This window comes from Streptomyces lycii (assembly GCF_009735685.1).
Classification (GTDB): Bacteria; Actinomycetota; Actinomycetes; order Streptomycetales; family Streptomycetaceae; genus Streptomyces; species Streptomyces lycii.
This window is the reverse complement of sequence record NZ_WHPN01000369.1, coordinates 1-18,647: the sequence shown is the minus strand read 5'-3', so window position 1 is coordinate 18,647 and position 18,647 is coordinate 1. Positions and strand designations below refer to the sequence as shown.

12 protein-coding genes and 1 pseudogene are annotated in these 18,647 nt (G+C 75.3%); 3 read left to right on the top strand and 10 right to left on the bottom strand.

Features of this window, described 5'->3' with window-relative positions; genetic code table 11:
- Positions 1 to 17: 17 nt before the first annotated feature.
- Complete coding sequence (locus GCU69_RS34435; RefSeq protein WP_268969336.1) at positions 18 to 5,279, top strand: SAV_2336 N-terminal domain-related protein; 5,262 nt, start codon at positions 18 to 20, stop codon at positions 5,277 to 5,279.
- A 136-nt stretch (positions 5,280 to 5,415) separates the two neighbouring features.
- On the opposite strand, the gene GCU69_RS24825 is transcribed toward GCU69_RS34435, so the two are convergent.
- Entirely contained in the window at positions 5,416 to 5,961 is a 546-nt protein-coding gene (locus tag GCU69_RS24825; protein ID WP_156207224.1) for a methylated-DNA--[protein]-cysteine S-methyltransferase, read from the bottom strand.
- Between the two features lie 373 nt (positions 5,962 to 6,334).
- Complete coding sequence (locus GCU69_RS24820; RefSeq protein ID WP_098754348.1) at positions 6,335 to 7,888, bottom strand: DNA-3-methyladenine glycosylase 2; 1,554 nt, start codon at positions 7,886 to 7,888, stop codon at positions 6,335 to 6,337.
- Between the two features lie 107 nt (positions 7,889 to 7,995).
- Between GCU69_RS24820 and GCU69_RS24815 the strand changes: the two genes are divergently transcribed.
- Entirely contained in the window at positions 7,996 to 8,220 is a 225-nt protein-coding gene (locus GCU69_RS24815) for a hypothetical protein (RefSeq protein WP_098754347.1), read from the top strand.
- A 3-nt stretch (positions 8,221 to 8,223) separates the two neighbouring features.
- Positions 8,224 to 8,838 (top strand): Clp protease N-terminal domain-containing protein, encoded by a 615-nt coding sequence (locus GCU69_RS24810; RefSeq protein ID WP_156207223.1) that lies wholly within the window; start codon positions 8,224 to 8,226, stop codon positions 8,836 to 8,838.
- Between the two features lie 8 nt (positions 8,839 to 8,846).
- Here the strand turns inward: GCU69_RS24810 and GCU69_RS24805 are convergent, their stop codons facing one another.
- The 8 genes and pseudogenes from GCU69_RS24805 to GCU69_RS32800 all read right to left on the bottom strand — a co-directional run.
- The gene (locus GCU69_RS24805; RefSeq protein WP_098754345.1) at positions 8,847 to 10,265 is read right to left on the bottom strand and encodes a phytoene desaturase family protein; all 1,419 of its coding nucleotides are present in this window, start codon (positions 10,263 to 10,265) and stop codon (positions 8,847 to 8,849) included.
- Positions 10,266 to 10,619: 354 nt separating this feature from the next.
- On the bottom strand, positions 10,620 to 11,489 hold the full coding sequence (locus tag GCU69_RS24800; RefSeq protein WP_156207222.1) for an inositol monophosphatase family protein: 870 nt from the start codon (positions 11,487 to 11,489) through the stop codon (positions 10,620 to 10,622).
- Between the two features lie 57 nt (positions 11,490 to 11,546).
- The gene (locus GCU69_RS24795; protein ID WP_156207221.1) at positions 11,547 to 13,088 is read right to left on the bottom strand and encodes an NCS1 family nucleobase:cation symporter-1; all 1,542 of its coding nucleotides are present in this window, start codon (positions 13,086 to 13,088) and stop codon (positions 11,547 to 11,549) included.
- 75 nt (positions 13,089 to 13,163) lie between these two features.
- Positions 13,164 to 14,180, bottom strand: a complete 1,017-nt coding sequence (locus tag GCU69_RS24790; protein ID WP_156207220.1) for a TIGR03842 family LLM class F420-dependent oxidoreductase — start codon at positions 14,178 to 14,180, stop codon at positions 13,164 to 13,166.
- Positions 14,181 to 14,194: 14 nt separating this feature from the next.
- Positions 14,195 to 15,592, bottom strand: a complete 1,398-nt coding sequence (hydA, locus tag GCU69_RS24785; protein ID WP_098754341.1) for a dihydropyrimidinase — start codon at positions 15,590 to 15,592, stop codon at positions 14,195 to 14,197.
- Entirely contained in the window at positions 15,589 to 16,863 is a 1,275-nt protein-coding gene (locus GCU69_RS24780) for an aspartate aminotransferase family protein (RefSeq protein ID WP_098754343.1), read from the bottom strand. Before GCU69_RS24780 ends, hydA begins: the two co-directional genes overlap by 4 nt.
- A gap of 116 nt (positions 16,864 to 16,979) precedes the next feature.
- Positions 16,980 to 17,822 (bottom strand): nitrilase-related carbon-nitrogen hydrolase, encoded by an 843-nt coding sequence (locus tag GCU69_RS24775; RefSeq protein ID WP_098754340.1) that lies wholly within the window; start codon positions 17,820 to 17,822, stop codon positions 16,980 to 16,982.
- Positions 17,823 to 18,050: 228 nt separating this feature from the next.
- Positions 18,051 to 18,647, bottom strand: a pseudogene (locus tag GCU69_RS32800) (hypothetical protein); the annotation flags it as partial.

The following is an 18,647-nucleotide window of genomic DNA, read 5'->3' as shown; positions in this document are numbered from 1 at the left end:
GGGACACCGCCCGCCCGCTGCCCGCGACCCCGGTCCGGGTGCCGGAGGAGAAGGCCCTCAGCGAGGGCGAGTTGCGGCTGGGGCGCGCGCTGCGGCCGCTGAAACAGCGGCTTCCCGACCCGCGGCGGCAGGAGTTGGACGAGGAGGCGACGGCCGCCGCGATGGCGGAGAGCGGGCTCACCGACGCCGTGCTGCGGCCCGCGCGCAGCCGGCTGCTCGATCTGGCGCTGGTCGTGGACGACGGTGTCTCGATGCTGCTGTGGCGCCGGCTCGCCACCGAGGTGCGGCAGTTGATGGAGCGCAGCGGCGCCTTCCGCACCATCCGCATCTACGGTCTGGACAGCCGCGCCCCCGGCGGGCCGCTGCTCGGCCGCCGCCCCTTCGCCCCGGCGGGCGGCGTACCGCTGCGGCCGGGGACGGTCACCGGGCCGGCCGGCGACACCGTCGTCCTGGTGCTCAGCGACGGCGTGGGCGCGGCCTGGGGTGACGGCCGGATGGCGGCAGTGCTCCGGCGCTGGTCGGGGCACGGTTCCGTGGCCGTGCTGCACGCTTTGCCGCGCCGGCTGTGGGACGGTTCGCGCATCCGCGCCGAGCCCTGGCGGGTCGTCACCCGGCGGCGCGGCGCGCCGAACCTCACCTGGCGGGTCGCCGATCCGGTGCTGCCCGCGGCGCTGGCGCCCTTCGCCGGCGTCCCCGTGCCGGTGCTCGAGCCCACCGCGGACGCCGTGGGCACCTGGGCCCGGCTCGTCACCTCGCCCGGGGCGAGCACCGTGCTGCCGCTGCTGGCGGCCGGTGCCGCCGCCCCGCCCGCGTCCCGGCCGTACGCCGACACCCGCGCCCCCGGGGCGGGCACCGGCGAGTCCGTAGTGCGGTTCCGCGAGGCGGCCTCGCCCGAGGCGTACCGGCTGGCGGCGCACCTCGCGGCGGCCGCGCCCCTGTCGGTGCCCGTGATGCGGCTGGTGCAGCGAAGCCTGGCGGGGGTGGACGCCGGTCATCTGGCCGAAGTCTTCCTCGGCGGCCTGATGCGCCGCGCCGACCACGGGGAACCCGGTCTGCTCCCGGTGCACCGGGCCTTCGACTTCTCCCCCGCCGCCCGCCGGATCCTGGTCGGATCGGCGTCCGCCCGGGAGCTGCTCCGGACCAGCCGCTCCGTCTCCGCCCGGCTGGCCGAACTCGCGGGCCGGTCCCCGGACTTCCCCGCCTGGCTGGCCCATCCGGCGGGTACGGGCACGGCGGACGGGGTGTCGCGGCCGTTCGGCTGGGTGGAGGACCGGCTGATGCGGCGGCTGGGGGTGCGTCCGGCACCCGTGCGCCGTACCGGTGACTCCGGCAGCACCGCGAACACGCCGGCACCGGCGGCGCCCGCCGCGGGTGACTCCGCCCCTCCCGCGAACGGCGATGCAGGGCGGGCGGCGGACGAGCCGGCAGCGGGCGAACCGGCGGCGGGGGTGCCGACGACGGATGAGTCGGCAGCGGGCGAGCCGGCGACGGACGGCGCACCGCCGGTGGCCGGGCCGCCGGCGGAGGACGGCCTCTCGGCAGCGGACGGGCCCTCCGCGGACGCCGGTACGGACCCGGACACCACAACGGACCCCGAAGCCGGAACGGACCCGGACACCACAACGGACCCCGAAGCCGGAACGGACCCGGACACCACGACGGACCCCGAAGCCGGAACGGACCCGGACACCACGACGGACCCCGAAGCCCGTACCGCCACGGAGGCCGGCGGGGACCCGGAGGCCGGTACGGCCGCGGGGGCTCCGGGGCGGCCGCCGGTCCCCGAGTACGTCGGCCGCCCCGGCTCCGTCTGGCTGCCGCTCCGGCCCTCCGATCCCGCCCGGCTGGGCGCGTACCGGCTGTTCGCCCGCAGCATCCGGGGCCACCGCGGGGTGCCGCTCCAGCTGGCGCACGACGCGGACGGCACGGTCGTCGCCGTCCGGGCGGGCTCCGCCGACGACTACGTCCACCGGGCCGTACTGGAGAACGAGCGGGAGGCGCTCGCCCGGCTGGACGGCTTCCGCGCCCCCCGGCTGCTGGGCGCGAACACGCGGACCGGGCGCCCCTGGGTCGCTTTCACGCTCGCGCGGGACGCGGCCGGGGAACCGGGGCCCACCCTGGAGGACCTGGTGGCCCGCAGAGACGGGCCGTTGCCGGAGCCCGAGTTCGGCAGAATCGCCCGGCACCTCGCCGAAGGGGTGTCGAACGCGCACGAACTGGGGCTCGTCCACGGGTCACTCGGGCCGAGCCGGATCCTCGTCACCGAGGACGACGTCCAGCTGACGGGCTGGCTCACCCCGAGCGTCGACGGAACGGTCAGCCCCTACCGTGCGGAGTTCCCGCAGCGGTCGCTCCACCGGGCGCCGGAGCTGTCGCACATCTCGGTCCCGCCCTCGGAGGCGTCCGACGTGTACGCCCTGGGGGTGCTGCTCGTCGGCTCGCTCACCGGAGCACTGGCGCGCCGGTACGAGAATCCCCTGGCCGAGCTGGACGGCTGGGCGGGGCCGGGGCGGCCGCCGCGCGAGATCCTGCGGCGCTGTCTCGCGCAGGCACCGGAGGAACGGCCCTCGGCGGCCGAGGTCGCGGCCGCGTTCCGCGACGCCGGGGCACCGGCGAACGCCCCGGCGGAAGCACCGGGGAAAGCACCGGACGGGGACCGTACGGATGTGCCGGCGGCCGGGGCCCCGGAGGCCGGCGAGCGGTCACCGGACGCCACCTCTCCCGGTGGACCGGTCGAGGCGTCGGACACGGCCACCGGTCCCGGGGAACGGACCGAGGCTTCGGACACGGCCACCGGCCACCCGCCCCAGTCCGCCCCACCGGCACCCTTCGCACCGCCCCAGTCCGCCCCACCGGCACCCTTCGCACCGCCCCAGTCCGCCCCACCGGCACCCTTCGCACCGCCCCAGTCCGCCCCACCGGCACCCTTCGCACCGCCCCAGTCCGCCCCACCGGCACCCTTCGCACCGCCCCAGTCCGCCACGCCGCCGCTCGGGCCGCCGGACCTGACCGGCCCGGAGTCCGGCCGGGACGCCGGCCGCCCGCCCGGCACCGGCAGCGCGGAGCCGCCGGGGCCCGTTCCGGAACCCGGCCCGGACTCCGAACCCGACGGCATACCGCCGTTCGTCGACCGCCCCGGGTCGGGCTGGGTCTCACCGAGCCGCTTCGAGCCGCGCCGGCTCGGGCCCTACCGGATCATCGCCCGGCACGCCGGAGGCTGGCCCGATCTCCCCCTCCATCTGGGACGGGACGACGAGGGCCGGCTCGCGGCCGTCCGGCTTCCGGTGAGCGGCGGCGCACGGGCGGAGTCGGTCATCGGCACGGAGGCCACGGTGCTGACCCGGCTGGACGGGCAGGGCGTGCCCAGGCTGCTCGGCCAGGGCGAGTTCGGCCACCGGCCCTGGCTCGCCGCCTCGCTGCTGCGGGACCCCGCCTCCGGTGAGCCCGCCGCGACGCTCAGGGCCCCGGGGCTCGCCGCCTCGGCGCTGCCCGGTGACGCCCTCTGCCGGCTGGGGGCCCGGCTGGCCGAGGTGCTGGCCCGGGCCCACCGCGCCTCCGTGGTCCACGGGTCGCTGATCCCCAACAACGTGCTCATGGTCCCGGGAGAGCTGGTGGTGACGGGCTGGATCACGGCCACCGTCGACGGGGTACCGAGCCCGTACGGCCACATGTACCCGCAGAACACGGCGTACCGCACTCCCGAGTCGTTCCGTCAGGACGGCGCCCCGACCCCCGCCGGTGATGTCTTCGCCCTCGGGGTGATGCTGCTGGAGTCCCGCGCGGGCCGGGTCCCGGTCGATCTCGACGCCTTCCGGGAGGACCTGCCGCTGGCTTCCGGCATGCGGCGCCCGGTGACCTGGGACCAGCTGCTGCTCGGCGTCCTCAGGCAGTGCGTGGCGACGGACCCGGCGGACCGTCCGACCGCGGAGGAGGTGGCGAGCGTGCTGCGGCGCGGCCCGCTCGCCCGCCCCGTGGAACCTCCCGCGCCGGGCCGGGACAGCGCCTCGGCACCGGAGGGCCGGCGGGCCGGCGCGGCGTCCTCCCCCGGGACCGCCGAGCCGCCCGGCGGGACGAGGACGCCCCCGGAGCCCGCGACCGACGGGAAGCACCCGGAGCACGCGGCTCCGGAGACACCCCCGGAGCCGGAGACCCCCGAAGGCACGGCGCCCCCCGGAGAAGCGGCGCCGCCCGGAGAGGCAGCGCCCCCCGGGCGAACACCGGCCGCCGGGACCGCGGCCGGTCACCCGCCGCGGCCGGCACAGCCGCCCCGGGAGCCCCGGACGTCACCGGCAGCGCGCCCGGAGCCTCCGCTGCCCCCGGAGCCCCCGGTGTCCCCGGAGACGCAGGCGCGGTGGAACAGGGAGCACGAGCAGGCGGGCGAGCTGCTGCGGGACGGCCGCCCGGAACGGGCTCTGGCGCTGCTGGTGCGGCTCGCCGAGCAGCGCGAATCGGCGCTCGGACCGGACGACCCGGGCACCATCGGCACCCTGTCCGACATCGCCCACGTCCACCGCTCGATGGGACACACGGCAACGGCCCTGCACGGCTGCCGCCGGGTCCTGGACCGCTGGGAGCGGACCCTCGGCCCCCGTCACCCGGAGACCCTGCACGCCCTGGCCCAGGTCGCGGACCTGCTGGCGGAACTCGAACAGCACGAGGAGGCGGTACGGATCCGCACCCGGGTCGTGTCCGGGTGGGAGGAGACCGCCGGCCCGGAGCACAAGGCCACCCTCGGCGCGCTCAACGAACTGGCCCTGGCCCACGAGGCGGCCGGCGACCTGGACAGCTCCGTCGCCGTCTACGAACAGCTCCTCCAAGCCCGGGAACGGAGCCTCGGCCCCGAGCATCCGGCGACCCTCACCGCGCGCAGCCGTCTCGCCGACACGTACCGCTCACTGCGGCGGTGGGAGGCCGCGCTGCCCCTCTACGAACAGATCCTCCAGGAGCATCTGAGCACGGTCGGCCCCCGGCACTCCGAGACGCTCCACGCGCGGGACAACCTCGCGGTGGTGGCCCGGCGCGCGGGTGCCTTCGACCGGGCCGTGCCCCTGCACCAGCAGGTACTCGCCGAACACGAACAGATGCTCGGCCCGGACCACCCCGACACCCTGTCCGCCCGCCGTCATCTGGCCGACGCCTACCGGATCACGGGGGACCTCGAACGGGCCCTCACCGAGTACGACCGGCTGTTCCGGGACAGCGCGCGGGTGCTGGGCCCGGCGCACCCGTGGACGCGTGAGGTACGGGTCCTGCTGGAGACCCTGCACGGGCCGGGCTAGCGGGCGGCCCCCGGCGGACGGCACACGCTCCCCCGCCGGGGCGCGGGCCCGCGCCCGGACCCGCGCCCCGGCGGAGGTCCGGCTGCGGTGCCCCGACGGCCACGGCCCGGCGGCGGTCCGGCTGCGGTGCCCCGGCTCAGAAGATCCCTTCCTGAACGGTCGGCGGCCCGGCCACCGCGGCGGGGACTCCACCACGCTCCAGGGCGAGCAGTTGACGCTTGCGGTCCAGACCGCCGCCGTAGCCGGTCAGACTGCCGGTCGCGCCGACCACCCGGTGGCACGGGACGACGATGCCCACCGGGTTCCGGCCGTTGGCCAGGCCCACGGCACGGGAGGCGCCCGGCTGCCCCAGGCGGTCGGCGAGCTGTCCGTAGGAGAGGGTTTCGCCGTACGGGATGTCCTGGAGCGCGGCCCACACCCGGCGCCGGAACGGGGTGCCCTCCAGGGCGAGCGGCAGCCGGAACGTGGTCAGTTCGCCGGCGAAGTACGCGGTGAGCTGCTCGGCGGTCCGGGCGAAGAGCGGTTCGGCGTCGTCACGCGGGCCGAAGGTCTCCTCCGGCGGGCGGTGCCGCTGATCGGTCATGTAGAGGCCGCAGAGCCGCCCGTCGGCGGCGACGAGTGTCAGCGGCCCCACGGGGCTCTCGATCACGGTGTGGGTCCGGGTGCTGGTGTGGGCGGTCATGGTGTGGCCCCCTTCCGGCGGCTCGGCCGCCATCGTTCGCGCGGGGTCCGGCCGTTCCGCCGGTCCCGGCTCGTTCGTCGTGCTCCCCGGGCGCGCCGGAGCCGTCCGGCGCCCGGACGTCCGGTCCGTCGGGGCCGCTGTCCTCGGCAGTGCTGCGACCGCCGGTGCTGTTGTCATGGGCGCGCTCTCACCGGTGGCGCTTTCTCCGGCAGTGCTGTCCTCGGTGCTGCCGCCGGCCGCCGGAGCCGCCGCCGACACAGCCGTGGTGGTCGTGGTCGTGGTCGTGGTCGCGGTCGTGGTCGCGGTCGTGGTCGTGCTCGTGGTCGCTGTGGTCGCTGTCGTCGCGGTCATCGGTACGTCCCGGTGTGTGGTCTCAGCCGGTCGGCATGAGGTTGATCGGGTGGTCGTCGGTCGCCCACAGGTACTGCACGGCGTACGCCCGCCAGGGCCGCCACTCCGCCGCGCGCGCCGTGAGGGCGGCCGGTGTGCCGGGCAGGCCCAGCCCCCGGGCGGCGCGCCGCAGGCCGAGGTCGGTGGGCAGGAAGGCGTCCGGGTCGCCGAGGGCGCGCATCGCGATCGTCTCGACGGTCCACGGCCCGAAGCCCGGCAGGGCTGCGAGCCGGGCGCGGGCCTCCTCCCAGTCGGTGCCCGCGTCGAGGGCGAGGTCCCCGGAGGCCAGGGCGGCGACCAGGGTGGTGAGGGTGGTGCGGCGGCTGCGGGGCAGGGCGAGCGAGGCGGGGTCGAGCGAGGCGAGGGCTTCGGGGGACGGGAAGAGGTGGGTGAGGCCGCCCTCGGGGTCGTCGACCGGTTCGCCGTGGGCCCGTACGAGCCGTCCCGCGTGGGTCCGGGCGGCGGCGGTCGACACCTGCTGGCCGAGCACGGCGCGCACGGCGAACTCCGCGCCGTCCGCGGTACGCGGCACCCGCCGCCCCGGGGCCTTGCCGACGAGCGGCGCCAGCACCGGGTCGGAGCGCAGCAGGTCGTCCACGGCGACGGGGTCGGCGTCGAGGTCCAGCATGCGGCGGCAGCGGCTGATGGCGATGGTGAGGTCCCGCGGGTCGGTGAGGGTGAGCCGGCAGCGGATGTGGCCGGGACCGGGGCCGAGGGCGACGATGCCGTGTCCGTACGGAAGGCGCAGCGTGCGGCGGTAGGCGCCGGCACGCCACTCCTCGACGCCCGGGACCGCGGTGGCGGCGAGATGGCCGAAGAGGTTGTCGGGGGTCAGCGGCTCGCGGTACGGGAGGCGGAGGGTGAGGGTGCCGCCGGCCGCCGGTCCGGTGCCCGGCCCGCCGGTTCCCCGGCCTGCCCCGGCGGCCGTCCGTCCCCCGGTGCCGGACGCCCGGGACCGGGAGCCGCCGGCCCGGGCCGCGGCCCGCCGGCGCAGTTCCGTCGGGGGGACGGCGAAGACCTCGCGCACGGTGTCGTTGAAGCTGCGGATGCTGGCGAAGCCGGCCGCGAAGGCGATGTCCGCCATCGGCAGTTCGCTGGTCTCGATGAGCAGCCGCGCGGTCTGGGCCCGCTGCGCCCGGGCGAGGGCGAGCGGTCCGGCGCCGAGTTCGGCGAGCAGTTGCCGTTCGATCTGGCGGGGGCTGTAGAGCAGCCGGGCCGCGAGCCCGGTGACGCCCTCCCGGTCGACGACTCCGTCGGCGATCAGGCGCATGGCGCGGGCCGTGAGGTCCGCGCGCTCGTTCCACTGCGGGGAGCCGGGGGCGGCGTCCGGGCGGCAACGCTTGCAGGCCCGGTAACCGGCCTGCTGGGCGGCTGCCGCGCTGGGGTAGAAGGTCATGTTCTCGGGCTTCGGCGGCACCACCGGACAGCTCGGCCGGCAGTAGATACGGGTGGTGCGGACGGCGGTGTAGAACCAGCCGTCGAAGCGCGCGTCCTTGGACTGAACGGCCCGTACGCAGCGGTCGGTGTCGGTGTGCATGACTCCAGGATCGGGCACCGCGGGGCGTGGTACTGGCAGAAATCCGACACGGAGGCAGGCGTCAACCGTAGTTGACACAACCCACGTGTCACCCTAGGTTGACACGTATGGCAGGTACCGAAGCGAAGGACGCACGGGACACCGCGGAGGCCGCCATGGACGGCGACCCGCAGGTGGGGCTCCGTGCCGTGGCCGCCCTGCGGCGGCTGGTGGAGCGGCTGGAAGCGCTCCAGGTGGACAGCGCGCGGCGGCAGGGCTGGTCCTGGGAGGAGATCGGCACGGCGCTCGGGGTCAGCAGGCAGGCAGTGCACAAGAAGCACGCGAGGAGGTAACCGGTGTTCGAACGATTCACCCGTCAGGCGCGCGGCGTCGTCGTCGGCGCGCAGGAGGAGAGCCGGAAGCTGGGCCATCGGGAGATCGGCTCGGAACATCTGCTGCTGGCGCTGCTGGCGGGAGACGAGCAGGACGAGGCCGCCGCCGCCCTGCGGCGCGCCTCGGTCACCGCCGGGGACTGCCGGGCCGCGGTCGCCGCCGTGGCCGGGCCGGGCGGCGACGGGCTCGGCGAGGACGACGCGGAGGCGCTGCGCGCGCTCGGCATCGATCTGGACCGGATCCGCGGCCGGGCCGAGGAGCGCTTCGGCCCGGGAGCCCTGGACCGCGCGCCGCGGCCGGGCGGGCGGGGCCCGTGGCGCCTGTCGCGGTTCCGCCGGCGCGGGCGGCCGGGCGGGGAGCGCGGGCACATCCCCTTCGCGCCCCGCGCGAAGAAGGCGCTGGAACGCTCGCTGCGGGAGGCGCTCGCGCTCGGTGACCGCGAGATCGGCAGCCGGCACGTGCTGCTGGGACTGCTGACCGACGAGGACAAGGTGGTGACGGGCGTGCTGCGCAGGCTCGGCACCGACCCCGGCTCCGTACGGGCCGAACTGCGGGCCGGTCGCGGCCGGGCCGCCTGACCGGCGGCTCAGCCCGCCGCGCGCAGCCGCCGCCAGACCTGCTTCGCCGCGTGGTGGCCGCACATGCCGTGCACGCCGCCGCCCGGCGGGGTCGCGGAGGAGCACAGGAAGACGGCCGGGCGGGCGGTGCTGTACGGCACCCGCTTGAGCTTGGGGCGGATCGCCGACTGGAGTCCGTCGAAGGCGCCGCAGCCGATGTCGCCGCCGACGTAGTTGGCGTTCCTGGCGGCCATCTCCGGCGGACCGGCCGTCGCCCGCGCCAGCACCAGATCGCGGAAGCCCGGCGCGAACCGCTCGATCTGCCGCTCGACGGCCTCGGTGGCGTCCCCGGTCCAGCCGTGGGGCACGTGGCCGTACGCCCAGAAGGTGTGCCTGCCCTCCGGGGCGCGGGTCGGGTCGGCCAGCGTGGGCTGGGCGGTGAGCAGCAGCGGGGTCTTCGGGTCGCGGCCGCCGACGGCCCGGCCCAGGGCGTCGTCGATCTCGGCGTAGGACGGGCCGAGATGGACCGTTCCGGCCCGGCGGGCCTCCGGCGAGGTCCACGGCACCGGGCCGGAGAGCGCGTAATCGATCTTGAATACGCCGGGTCCGTGCCGGAAGCCCCGGTAGGCGTTGCCGAGGCCGGCGATCCGGGCGAGGTCACCGGGCGCGGTGTCGAAGACGTACGCCCGCGCGGGCGGGAGTTCGTCGAGCCGTTTGACGGTGACGCCGGTGTGCACGGTGCCGCCGAGCGCCCGCAGCCAGCCGGCGAGGGCGTCGGAGATCGCCTGCGAACCGCCGCGCGGGATGGGCCAGCCGCGCTCGTGGGCGGCGAGCGCGAACATCAGCGCGACCCCGCCGGAGGCGAGACTGACCGGCCGGGAGATGACGTGCCCGGCGAGCCCGGCGAACAGCGCCGCGGCCTTGTCGCCGCGGAACCGGCGGGTGAGGAGGGCGACCGGCTGGGCCGCGGTGGCCATGAAGCGGGCCCAGCGCACCGGGTCGCGCGGCAGCCCGAGCCACTGGGTGCGCAGGAAGTCGGCGGCGAGCGTCTCCCAGCGGCCGGTGAACGGTTCGACGAGGCGGCGGTACGCACCGGCGTCCCGGGAGCCCAGCGAGGCGGCGGTCTCCCCCACCGAGTGCGCCAGCACCGCGGCGGTGCCGTCCGGCCAGGGGTGCGCCAGCGCGAGGTCGTGATGCAGCCATTCCAGGCCGTACCGTTCCAGCGGCATGGTGTCGAAGGCGGGCGAGCCCGCGGCGAGCGGGTGCACGGCCGAGCACGAGTCGTGCCGGAAACCGGGGAGCGTCAGTTCTTCGGTGCGGGCCCCGCCGCCGACCGACCCGGCGGCCTCGTAGAGCGCCACGGCGAAGCCGCGGCGGGCCAGTTCGACGGCGGCGGTCAGCCCGTTGGGGCCGGCCCCCACCACGACCGCATCGAGCATCGACGGCACCGTACGACTCCTTCGTCAGCGGGCGGACCGGCCGGGCCGAGGCCCGGCGCCCGCCCAGGATATGCCCGGCCGGTACGGACGGATCAGCCGCTCGGCGCACCGATCCGGCCACTTCGCCGCGCGGCGCCCGCGGCGGCGCTCCGCTCCGGCGGCACCGCGGACCCCGCATCCCCGGCGGGCACCTGGCACCTCCGGCCGGCCGCGTCAGCCGCCCCGGCCCCGTCCCCCAACCCGTCCGCGCACCCGGCGCCGGCCGTCCCGCCTCCGCCTCGGCGCGCCCGGCCGCCCGGCACACGCCTCCGGAGCCCGGCCCGCACCGCCCGGCACCCGCTTCCTGACCCCGGCCCGCCCCGGTCAGCCCTCGTCCCGGGCCTCGCCCTCCGGCATGCCCGGGCCGCGCATCAGCTCCAGCACCCGCCGGGCCGTGGCCTCGTCGCGGGCGGCGGTGAACGGCAGGGCGTTCCCGCCGGTCACCCGGAACGGTTCGTCCGCGACCGTGGCGCTCACGCCCCCCGCCTCCGCGACGAGCAGCAGCCCGGCGGCGTGGTCCCAGGGGTTCTCCCAGCCGAACGCCACGGCGTCCAGCGCGCCCTGGGCGACATGCAGATACTCCAGGCCCGCCGAGCCGCAGGGGCGCGGCGAGAGACCCTCGACGGCGAGCCGCGCGAAGGCGCGGTCCTCCTCCGGCGAGGTGAAGTCGGGGTGGGAGGTGGCGATCTCCAGCGTCCCGCCCGCCGCCGGGCTGCCGGTGCGCAGCCGCACCCCGTCGAGCCGGGCCCCGCCGCCGCGCACCGCGACGGCCATCCGCCCGGTCGCCGGTGCGTACGTCCAGGAGGCCAGCACCTCGCCGTCCTGTGCCAGGGCGACCAGGGTGCAGAAGCCCCGCTCGCCGCGCACGAACTGCCGGGTGCCGTCGACCGGGTCGACGATCCACACCGGCGCGGAACCGCGCAGCGCGTCGAGAACCCCGATGTCCGCGGAGACGGCCTCCTCGCCGACCACGACCGAGCCCGGCAGCAGCGCGGGCAGCGACGCGGTCAGCCGCTCCTCCGCGCGCCGGTCGGCGATGGTGACCAGGTCGTGCGGACCGGTCTTCTCGTCGATCTCGTGCCGCTCCAGCTGCCGGAATCGCGGCATGACCTCCGCGGCCGCTGCGTCCCGCACCTCCTGTTCGGTCGCGGCGAGCAGCTTCGCCCGGTCGTCCGCGGTCAGTTTTCCGATCATTCCGCCATCGAATCACGGCTCGCTGACAGCCCGCGCCCCGCGGCTGGACGGCACGCGTCAGCGGGATGAAATCCGGGTGCCCCGCATCAGCACCGTGTAGAGCAGCAGCGAGGCGCCGAGGCCCACCGCCCATCCGTAGTCGGCGAGCGGCTGGAGGAGGGGCACCAGCCCGTCGGCCGGGAAGGGTCCCTTGCCCGGCGCCGAGTAGGAGCCGCCGACGGCGAGCAGGCCGCCCACGGCGAACGCGGCCACCGCCCGCCAGTTCCAGCCCGCCGTGTACCAGTAGCGCCCGCCGGGCCGGTAGAGGTCGGCCAGGTCCAGGACGGTGCGCCGGAGAATCCAGTAGTCGGCGATCAGGATGCCCGCGACGGTGCCCAGCAGCCCGCCGACGACCCCGAGCCAGGTGAAGATGTACAGCTCGGGGGTCTCGGTCAGCTTCCACGGCATGATGACGACGCCGACCACCCCGGTGATCAGCGCGCCGGTGCGGAAGCTGATGAGCTTCGGGGCGAGGTTGGCCAGGTCGTACGCGGGCGAGACGACGTTCGCCGCGATGTTCGCGGAGACCGTCGCAATCAGCACCATGAGCAGCGCGAACACCAGCCCGAAGCCGTTGTCCGCCTTGGCCGACAGGGCGACCGGGTCCCAGATCGGCTCGCCGTACACGGCCTGCGAGCCGGAGGTGACGAGCACCGACAGCAGGGCGAACAGGGTCATGGTGGTGGGCAGCCCCAGCGACTGGCCCCAGACCTGGGCCCGCTGGCCCTTGCCGAAGCGGGTGAAGTCCGGGATGTTCAGCGACAGCGTGGCCCAGAAGCCGATCATGCCCATCAGGGCCGGGAAGAAGACCTTCCAGAAGTCGGCGCCCCAGCCGAGTGCCGAGGGCTGGTCCAGCAGCGGGCCGAAGCCGCCCGCCTCGTCGGCGATCCACCACAGCAGCGCGCCGGCGCCGAGCAGCACGATGGGGCCGGCCCAGTTCTCGAAGCGGCGCAGCGTCTCCATGCCCCGGTAGATGATGGCGAGTTCGAGCACCCAGAACACGGCGAAGCACAGCCACAGGGTCCACGGCTGGCCCCCGATCCGCGCCGCGTTCTCCCAGCCGCCGCCGAACAGCTTGCCCATCAGCAGATAGATGCCCTGCCCGCCGATCCAGGTCTGGATGCCGAACCAGGCGCAGGCGACGGCCGCCCGGATGAGCGCGGGCAGGTTCGCGCCGCGCAGCCCGAAGGAGGCGCGGGCGAGCACCGGGAAGGGGATGCCGTACTTGGGTCCGGCGTGCCCGGTGAGCAGCATCGGCAGCAGCACGATGACATTGCCGAGCGCGATGGTGAGGACGGCCTGCTTCCAGTCCATGCCGAGCGCGACGAGGCCGGAGGCGAGGGTCCAGGACGGGATGTTGTGGGCCATGCCGACCCACAGGGCGGTGAAGTTGTACGTCGTCCAGTGCCGGGCGGCGACGGGCACCGGCTGGAGGTCGTCGTTGGCGAACGGGCTGTCGGGCAGCCGGGTGCCCTCGGCGAGTTCGACGCGTCCGTCGGGGTGGGTGAGCGGCGGGGGTATCCCGGCCGGGGCGGGCGGGACCGGGGCGGTGTCCGTCATGGGTGCTGCCATTCGTTCGCGGGGACGGGGACTGTCGAACGGCGCGTGCGGGCGGGGTGCGGGCGGCGCGGGGCCTCAGCCGGTGAGGGCGGGGACGACGCGGGAGCCGTAGGCGTCGACGGTGCTCTCCTTGGCGTCGTGCATCGCGTAGACGGCGAACTGGTCGACGCCCAGGGCGCGCAGCGCCTCGAGCTTCTCGATGTGCGCCTCCGGCGGGCCGAGCAGGCAGAAGCGGTCGACGATGTCGTCGGGCACGAAGGCGGTGTCCGGGTTGCCGGAGCGGCCGTGGTGCGCGTAGTCGTAGCCCTGCCGCTGCTTGATGTACGCGGTGAGCGCGTCCGGCACCAGGTCGGAGTGCTCGCCGTAGCGGGTCACGAGGTCGGCGACGTGGTTGCCGACCATGCCGCCGAACCAGCGGCACTGCTCGCGGGCGTGCGCCAGCGCCTCCGGCGAGTCGTCCCCGGTGACGTACGCGGGCGCGGCCACGCAGATGGTGACCGAGTCCGGGTCGCGGCCCGCCTCGACGGCGGCGACGCGCACCGCCCGCACCATCCACTCCGTCAGATAGGGGTCCGCGAGCTGGAGGATGAAGCCGTCGGCGAGCCGGCCGGCCATGGCGAGGGCCTTCGGCCCGTAAGCGGCCATCCAGACGGGGAGCCGGCCGTCGCGCACCCAGGGCAGCCGCAGCACGGTGCCGTCGACCTCGGCCTCGCGCCCCTCGGCCAGATCGCGGATGACGCCGATGGCCTCGCCGAGCCGGGCCAGGGTGTTCGGTCTCCGGCCCGCGACGCGCATGGCGGAGTCGCCGCGTCCGATGCCGCAGACCGTGCGGTTGCCGTACATCTCGTTGAGGGTGGCGAAGGTGGAGGCGGTGACCTCCCAGGTGCGGGTGCCCGGGTTGGTGACCATGGGGCCGACGGTCAGCCGCTCGGTGTGTTCCAGGATGCGGCTGTGGATGACGTACGGCTCCTGCCACAGCACGGCGGAGTCGAACGTCCAGCCGTAGCGGAAGCCGTTCCGCTCGGCGCGGCGCATCAGCTCCACGACGGCCGAGGCGGGCGGGTCGGTCTGCAGGACGAGTCCGAAGTCCATGGGCGCGGGTCCCCTCAGTGGTACTGGCAGGTGCCGCGCGGCACGTACTGGCCGTGGCCCGCGCGGCCGGTGTACTGGCCGCGGCCGATCACCGGTTCGCCGCGGGAGAGGACCGTCTCCACCCGGCCGGTGACGCGCCGGCCCTCGTAGGCGGAGTAGTCGACGTTCATGTGGTGGGTCTCGGCGGACAGCACGTGCTCGGCGTGCGGGTCGTAGATGACGATGTCGGCGTCCGCGCCGGGCGCGATGGTGCCCTTCTTCGGGTACAGGCCGAACATCCGGGCCGGAGCGGCGCAGGCGATGTCGATCCAGCGGCGGCGGCTGATGTGGCCGTCCACGACGCCCTGGTGCAGCAGGTCCATGCGGTTCTCCACGCCCGGCATCCCGTTGGGGATCTTGGAGAAGTCGCCGCGGCCCAGCTCCTTCTGGCCGGTGAAGCAGAACGGGCAGTGGTCGGTGGAGACCACCTGGAGATCGTCGGTGCGCAGCGCCCGCCAGAGCGCGGCCTGGTGCTCGCGGGGCCGCAGCGGCGTGGAGCAGACGTACTTGGCTCCGTGGAAGTCGGGCTCGGCGAGGTTGTCGGTGGACAGGAAGAGGTACTGCGGGCAGGTCTCGCCGTAGACGGGCAGCCCCATGTCGCGGGCCCGGGCGAGTTCGGTGACGGCCTCCTCGGCGGAGACGTGCACGACGTAGAGCGGGGCCTCGGCGACCCGCGCGAGCTGGATGGCGCGGTGCGTGGCCTCCGCCTCCAGCAGCGCCTTGCGGACCTCGCCGTGGTAGCGCGGGTCGGTGCGGCCCTGGGCGAGGGCCTGTTCGACGAGGACGTCGATGGCGATGCCGTTCTCGGCGTGCATCATCATCAGCCCGCCGTTGGCGGCCGAGCGCTGCATGGCGCGCAGGATCTGCCCGTCGTCGCTGTAGAAGACGCCCGGGTAGGCCATGAACAGCTTGAAGGAGGTGATGCCTTCGGCGACGAGGAGATCCATCTCCTTCAGCGAGCCCTCGTGCACGTCCGACATGATCATGTGGAAGGCGTAGTCGATCGCGCAGACCCCGTCGGCCTTGGCGTAGTAGGCGTCCAGCCCCTCGCGCAGACCGTGGCCCTTCTTCTGGACGGCGAAGTCCACGATGGTGGTGGTGCCGCCCCAGGCCGCGGCGCGGGTGCCGGTCTCGAAGGTGTCGGAGGAGGCGGTGCCGCCGAAGGGGAACTCCATGTGCGTGTGGGCGTCCACCCCGCCGGGGATCACGTACTTCCCGGTGGCGTCGAAGGTCCGGTCGGCGGTCCAGGTCGCGCCGAAGGCGCTGCCGTGCGCGGCCAGCGCCGCGACACGGCCGTTCTCGATCAGGACGTCGGCGTGGGTCTCCTCGGCGGCGGTGACGACGAGACCGCCGCGGATGAGCGTACGGGTCATGGCTGCTGCTCCCCTCCGATGGTGGACTGCACCCGGCGCAGCGCTCCCTCCAAAAGCTCGGCGCCCTCCTCGGCCTCGGCGACGGTGAGGCTGAGCGGCGGTGCGATGCGCAGGGTGTCGGCCTCGCGGCCGCCCTTGCCGATGAGCAGGCCCGCCTCCCGGGCGTGTTCGAGGGCGAGGGAGGCGGCGCGCGGCGACGGCGCGCCGTCCGGGCCGGCCAGCTCGACGCCGATCATCAGGCCCCGGCCGCGGACCTCCCGGACCACGGGCAGTCCGGCGGCGATGGCCCGCAGCCGCTGGATGAGCAGGCCGCCGACGCGGCGGGCGTTGCCCTGGAGGTCGTGTTCCAGCAGATACGAGAGGTTGGCGCAGCCCGCGGCCATGGTGACGGGGCTGCCGCCGAACGTCGAGATGGAGTTGGCGCCCAGGCAGTTCATGACCTCGGCGCGGGCGACCACACCGCCGACCGACATGCCGTTGCCGATGCCCTTGGCGAAGGTGAGGATGTCGGGCGGCCCGGCGGCGGCGTGCGCCTGCCAGCCCCAGAAGTGGTCACCGGTGCGGCCCCAGCCGGTCTGCACCTCGTCGGTGATCCACAGGATGCCGTGCCGGTCGAGGACCTCCTTGAAGGCGGCGTAGAGGCCGTCGGGCGGTGCGGTGAACCCGCCGACGCCCTGCACCGGTTCGGCGATCAGCGCGGCGACGTTGCCGTGCGTCTGGCCGAGCATGTCCGTGAGGTCGGCGACGCAGGCGGCGGTGAAGTCCGCGTCGGACAGGTCCGCCCAGGGCCCGCGGCCGCGGACGCCGCCGTGCACGTACAGCGTCTGGAGCGGCGACAGACTGGTGGGCGACCAGGCGGAGTTGCCCGTGATGCCCACGGACGAGAAGGACCGGCCGTGGTAGCTGTTGCGCATCGCGAGCACCTGGTTGGAGCCGCGGTGGGTGGTGGCCAGCAGCAGCGCCGCGTCGTTGGCCTCGGTGCCGGACGTGGTGAAGAAGACCCGGGCGTCGGGGATGCCGGAGAGGGTCGCGACGCGTTCGGCCAGCTCCACCATGTGCCGGTCGAGATAGAGGGTCGAGGTGTGCAGGATGCGGCCGGCCTGCTCGCTGATCGCGCGGGTGACCTCGGGGAGGGCGTGCGCGGTCATGGTGGTGAGGATGCCGCCGAAGAAGTCGAGGTAGCGGCGGCCTTCCGCGTCCCAGACGTGCCGGCCCTCGCCGTGGGTCAGCTCGAGCGGCTCGTCGTAGTAGAGGGCGAGCCAGTCGGGCATGACGGCCCGGTGCCGGGCGTGCAGGGCGGGGCGGGTGCCCGACTGCGCGACGGTCGGGTGGGCGGAGGCGGGCGCGGTCGGGGCGGCCGGTTTGTGCGCGGGCGAGGAGAAGAGGGTCACGGGCGGGTCAGCTCCTCGTACGCGTCGGGGCGGCGGTCGCGGTAGAACGCCCACTGCTGCCGGACCTCGTCGATCAGGCCGAAGTCGAGGTCTCGCACGACGAGTTCCTCGGCCTTGTCGCTCGCCACGTCGCCGACGAACCGGCCGCGCGGGTCGACGAAGTAGCTGGAGCCGTAGAAGTCGTTGTCGCCGTACTCCTCCTGGCCGACGCGGTTGATCGCGGCGACGAAGTACTCGTTGGCGACGGCGGCCGCGGGCTGCTCCAGCTGCCAGAGGTACGCCGAGAGACCGCGGGAGGTGGCCGACGGGTTGTACACCAGCTGGGCACCGGCCAGGCCGAGGGCGCGCCAGCCCTCGGGGAAGTGCCGGTCGTAGCAGATGTAGACGCCGATCCTGCCGACGGCGGTGTCGAAGACGGGCCAGCCGAGGTTCCCGGGTTTGAAGTAGAACTTCTCCCAGAACCCCTTGACCTGCGGGATGTGGTGCTTGCGGTAGGTGCCGAGCACGGTGCCGTCGGCGTCGATGACGGCCGCGGTGTTGTAGTAGAAACCGGACTGCTCGATCTCGAACACCGGGACGACGACGACCATTCCGGTCTCCCGGGCCAGCGCCTGCATGCGGCGCACCGTCGGCCCGTCCGGCACGGGCTCGGCCCAGCGGTAGTGCTCGGGGTCCTGGACCTGGCAGAAGTACGGCGCGTTGAAGACCTCTTGGAAGCCGATCACCCGCGCGCCCTGCCGGGCGGCCTCCCGGGCGTGCTCCTCGTGCTTGGCGATCATCGACTCGGTGTCGCCGGTCCAGGTCGCCTGGACGAGTGCGGCGCGGACAACGGTGGCCATGAGCTGCTCCTTCACTGCGCTGCGCGAGGGCCGGGACCCCCGCTCCCCCGCTGACGTCAGAGAGCCTCTACGCCCGTAGAAGCGGGACGTAGAGGGAGAACGTAAGCCGCGTCACCGACCGTGGCAAGAGCATCGCCGTGAAGAACCCGAGTCGGCGGCGATTCATACCGCAACGGGTCACACGGGACAGCCCGCCGGGGCCGTGGCGCGCGGCCGCGGCGGACACGGTCAGCCGGCTTCCGGCGCGCCCGGCAGCCCGGCGCCGCGCAGGGCGTGCGCGAGGTCCCGGTACCGGTGCGGCGACTCGGCGGCGGCCGCGTCCAGCAGCGGCGGCACCAGTTCGGCGGGCACCGGTTCCGCGACCCGGACCGCCTCCTCCGCGGTACGGGTGCGCAGAACACCGGTCAGCAGGAACGCCGTCTCCTCGGGCCTCCCCGCGGCGCGCAGGGCGAGCGCGGTGTGGGCGACGTCGGCCGCGGGCCGGCCCACGGCCTGGGACAGCAGGATCCGCGCGTCCTCCGCACGCCCCGCGTCCGCCAGCGCGCACACGCCCTCCGCGAGGGCGGGCGGCGGCAGACAGGCGGCCTCCCACAGCAGCGTGGCGACCTCCGCCGCGAGGTCCGCCCGCTCCAACGCCTCGGCGATCAGCGGCAGTCGGGACGCGGGGCGCGCCGCCGCCTCGCACAGCAGGGCGTACGCGTCGCCGCTGCGGCCGGAGGCCCGCAGCAGGCCGAGCGCGGCCGCCGTGTCACCCGCCTCGCGCACCGCGGCGGCGCGCAGCTCGCGCTGCCGCTCCGCGTCCTGCTCCCGCGCCGCGTCGTCGCG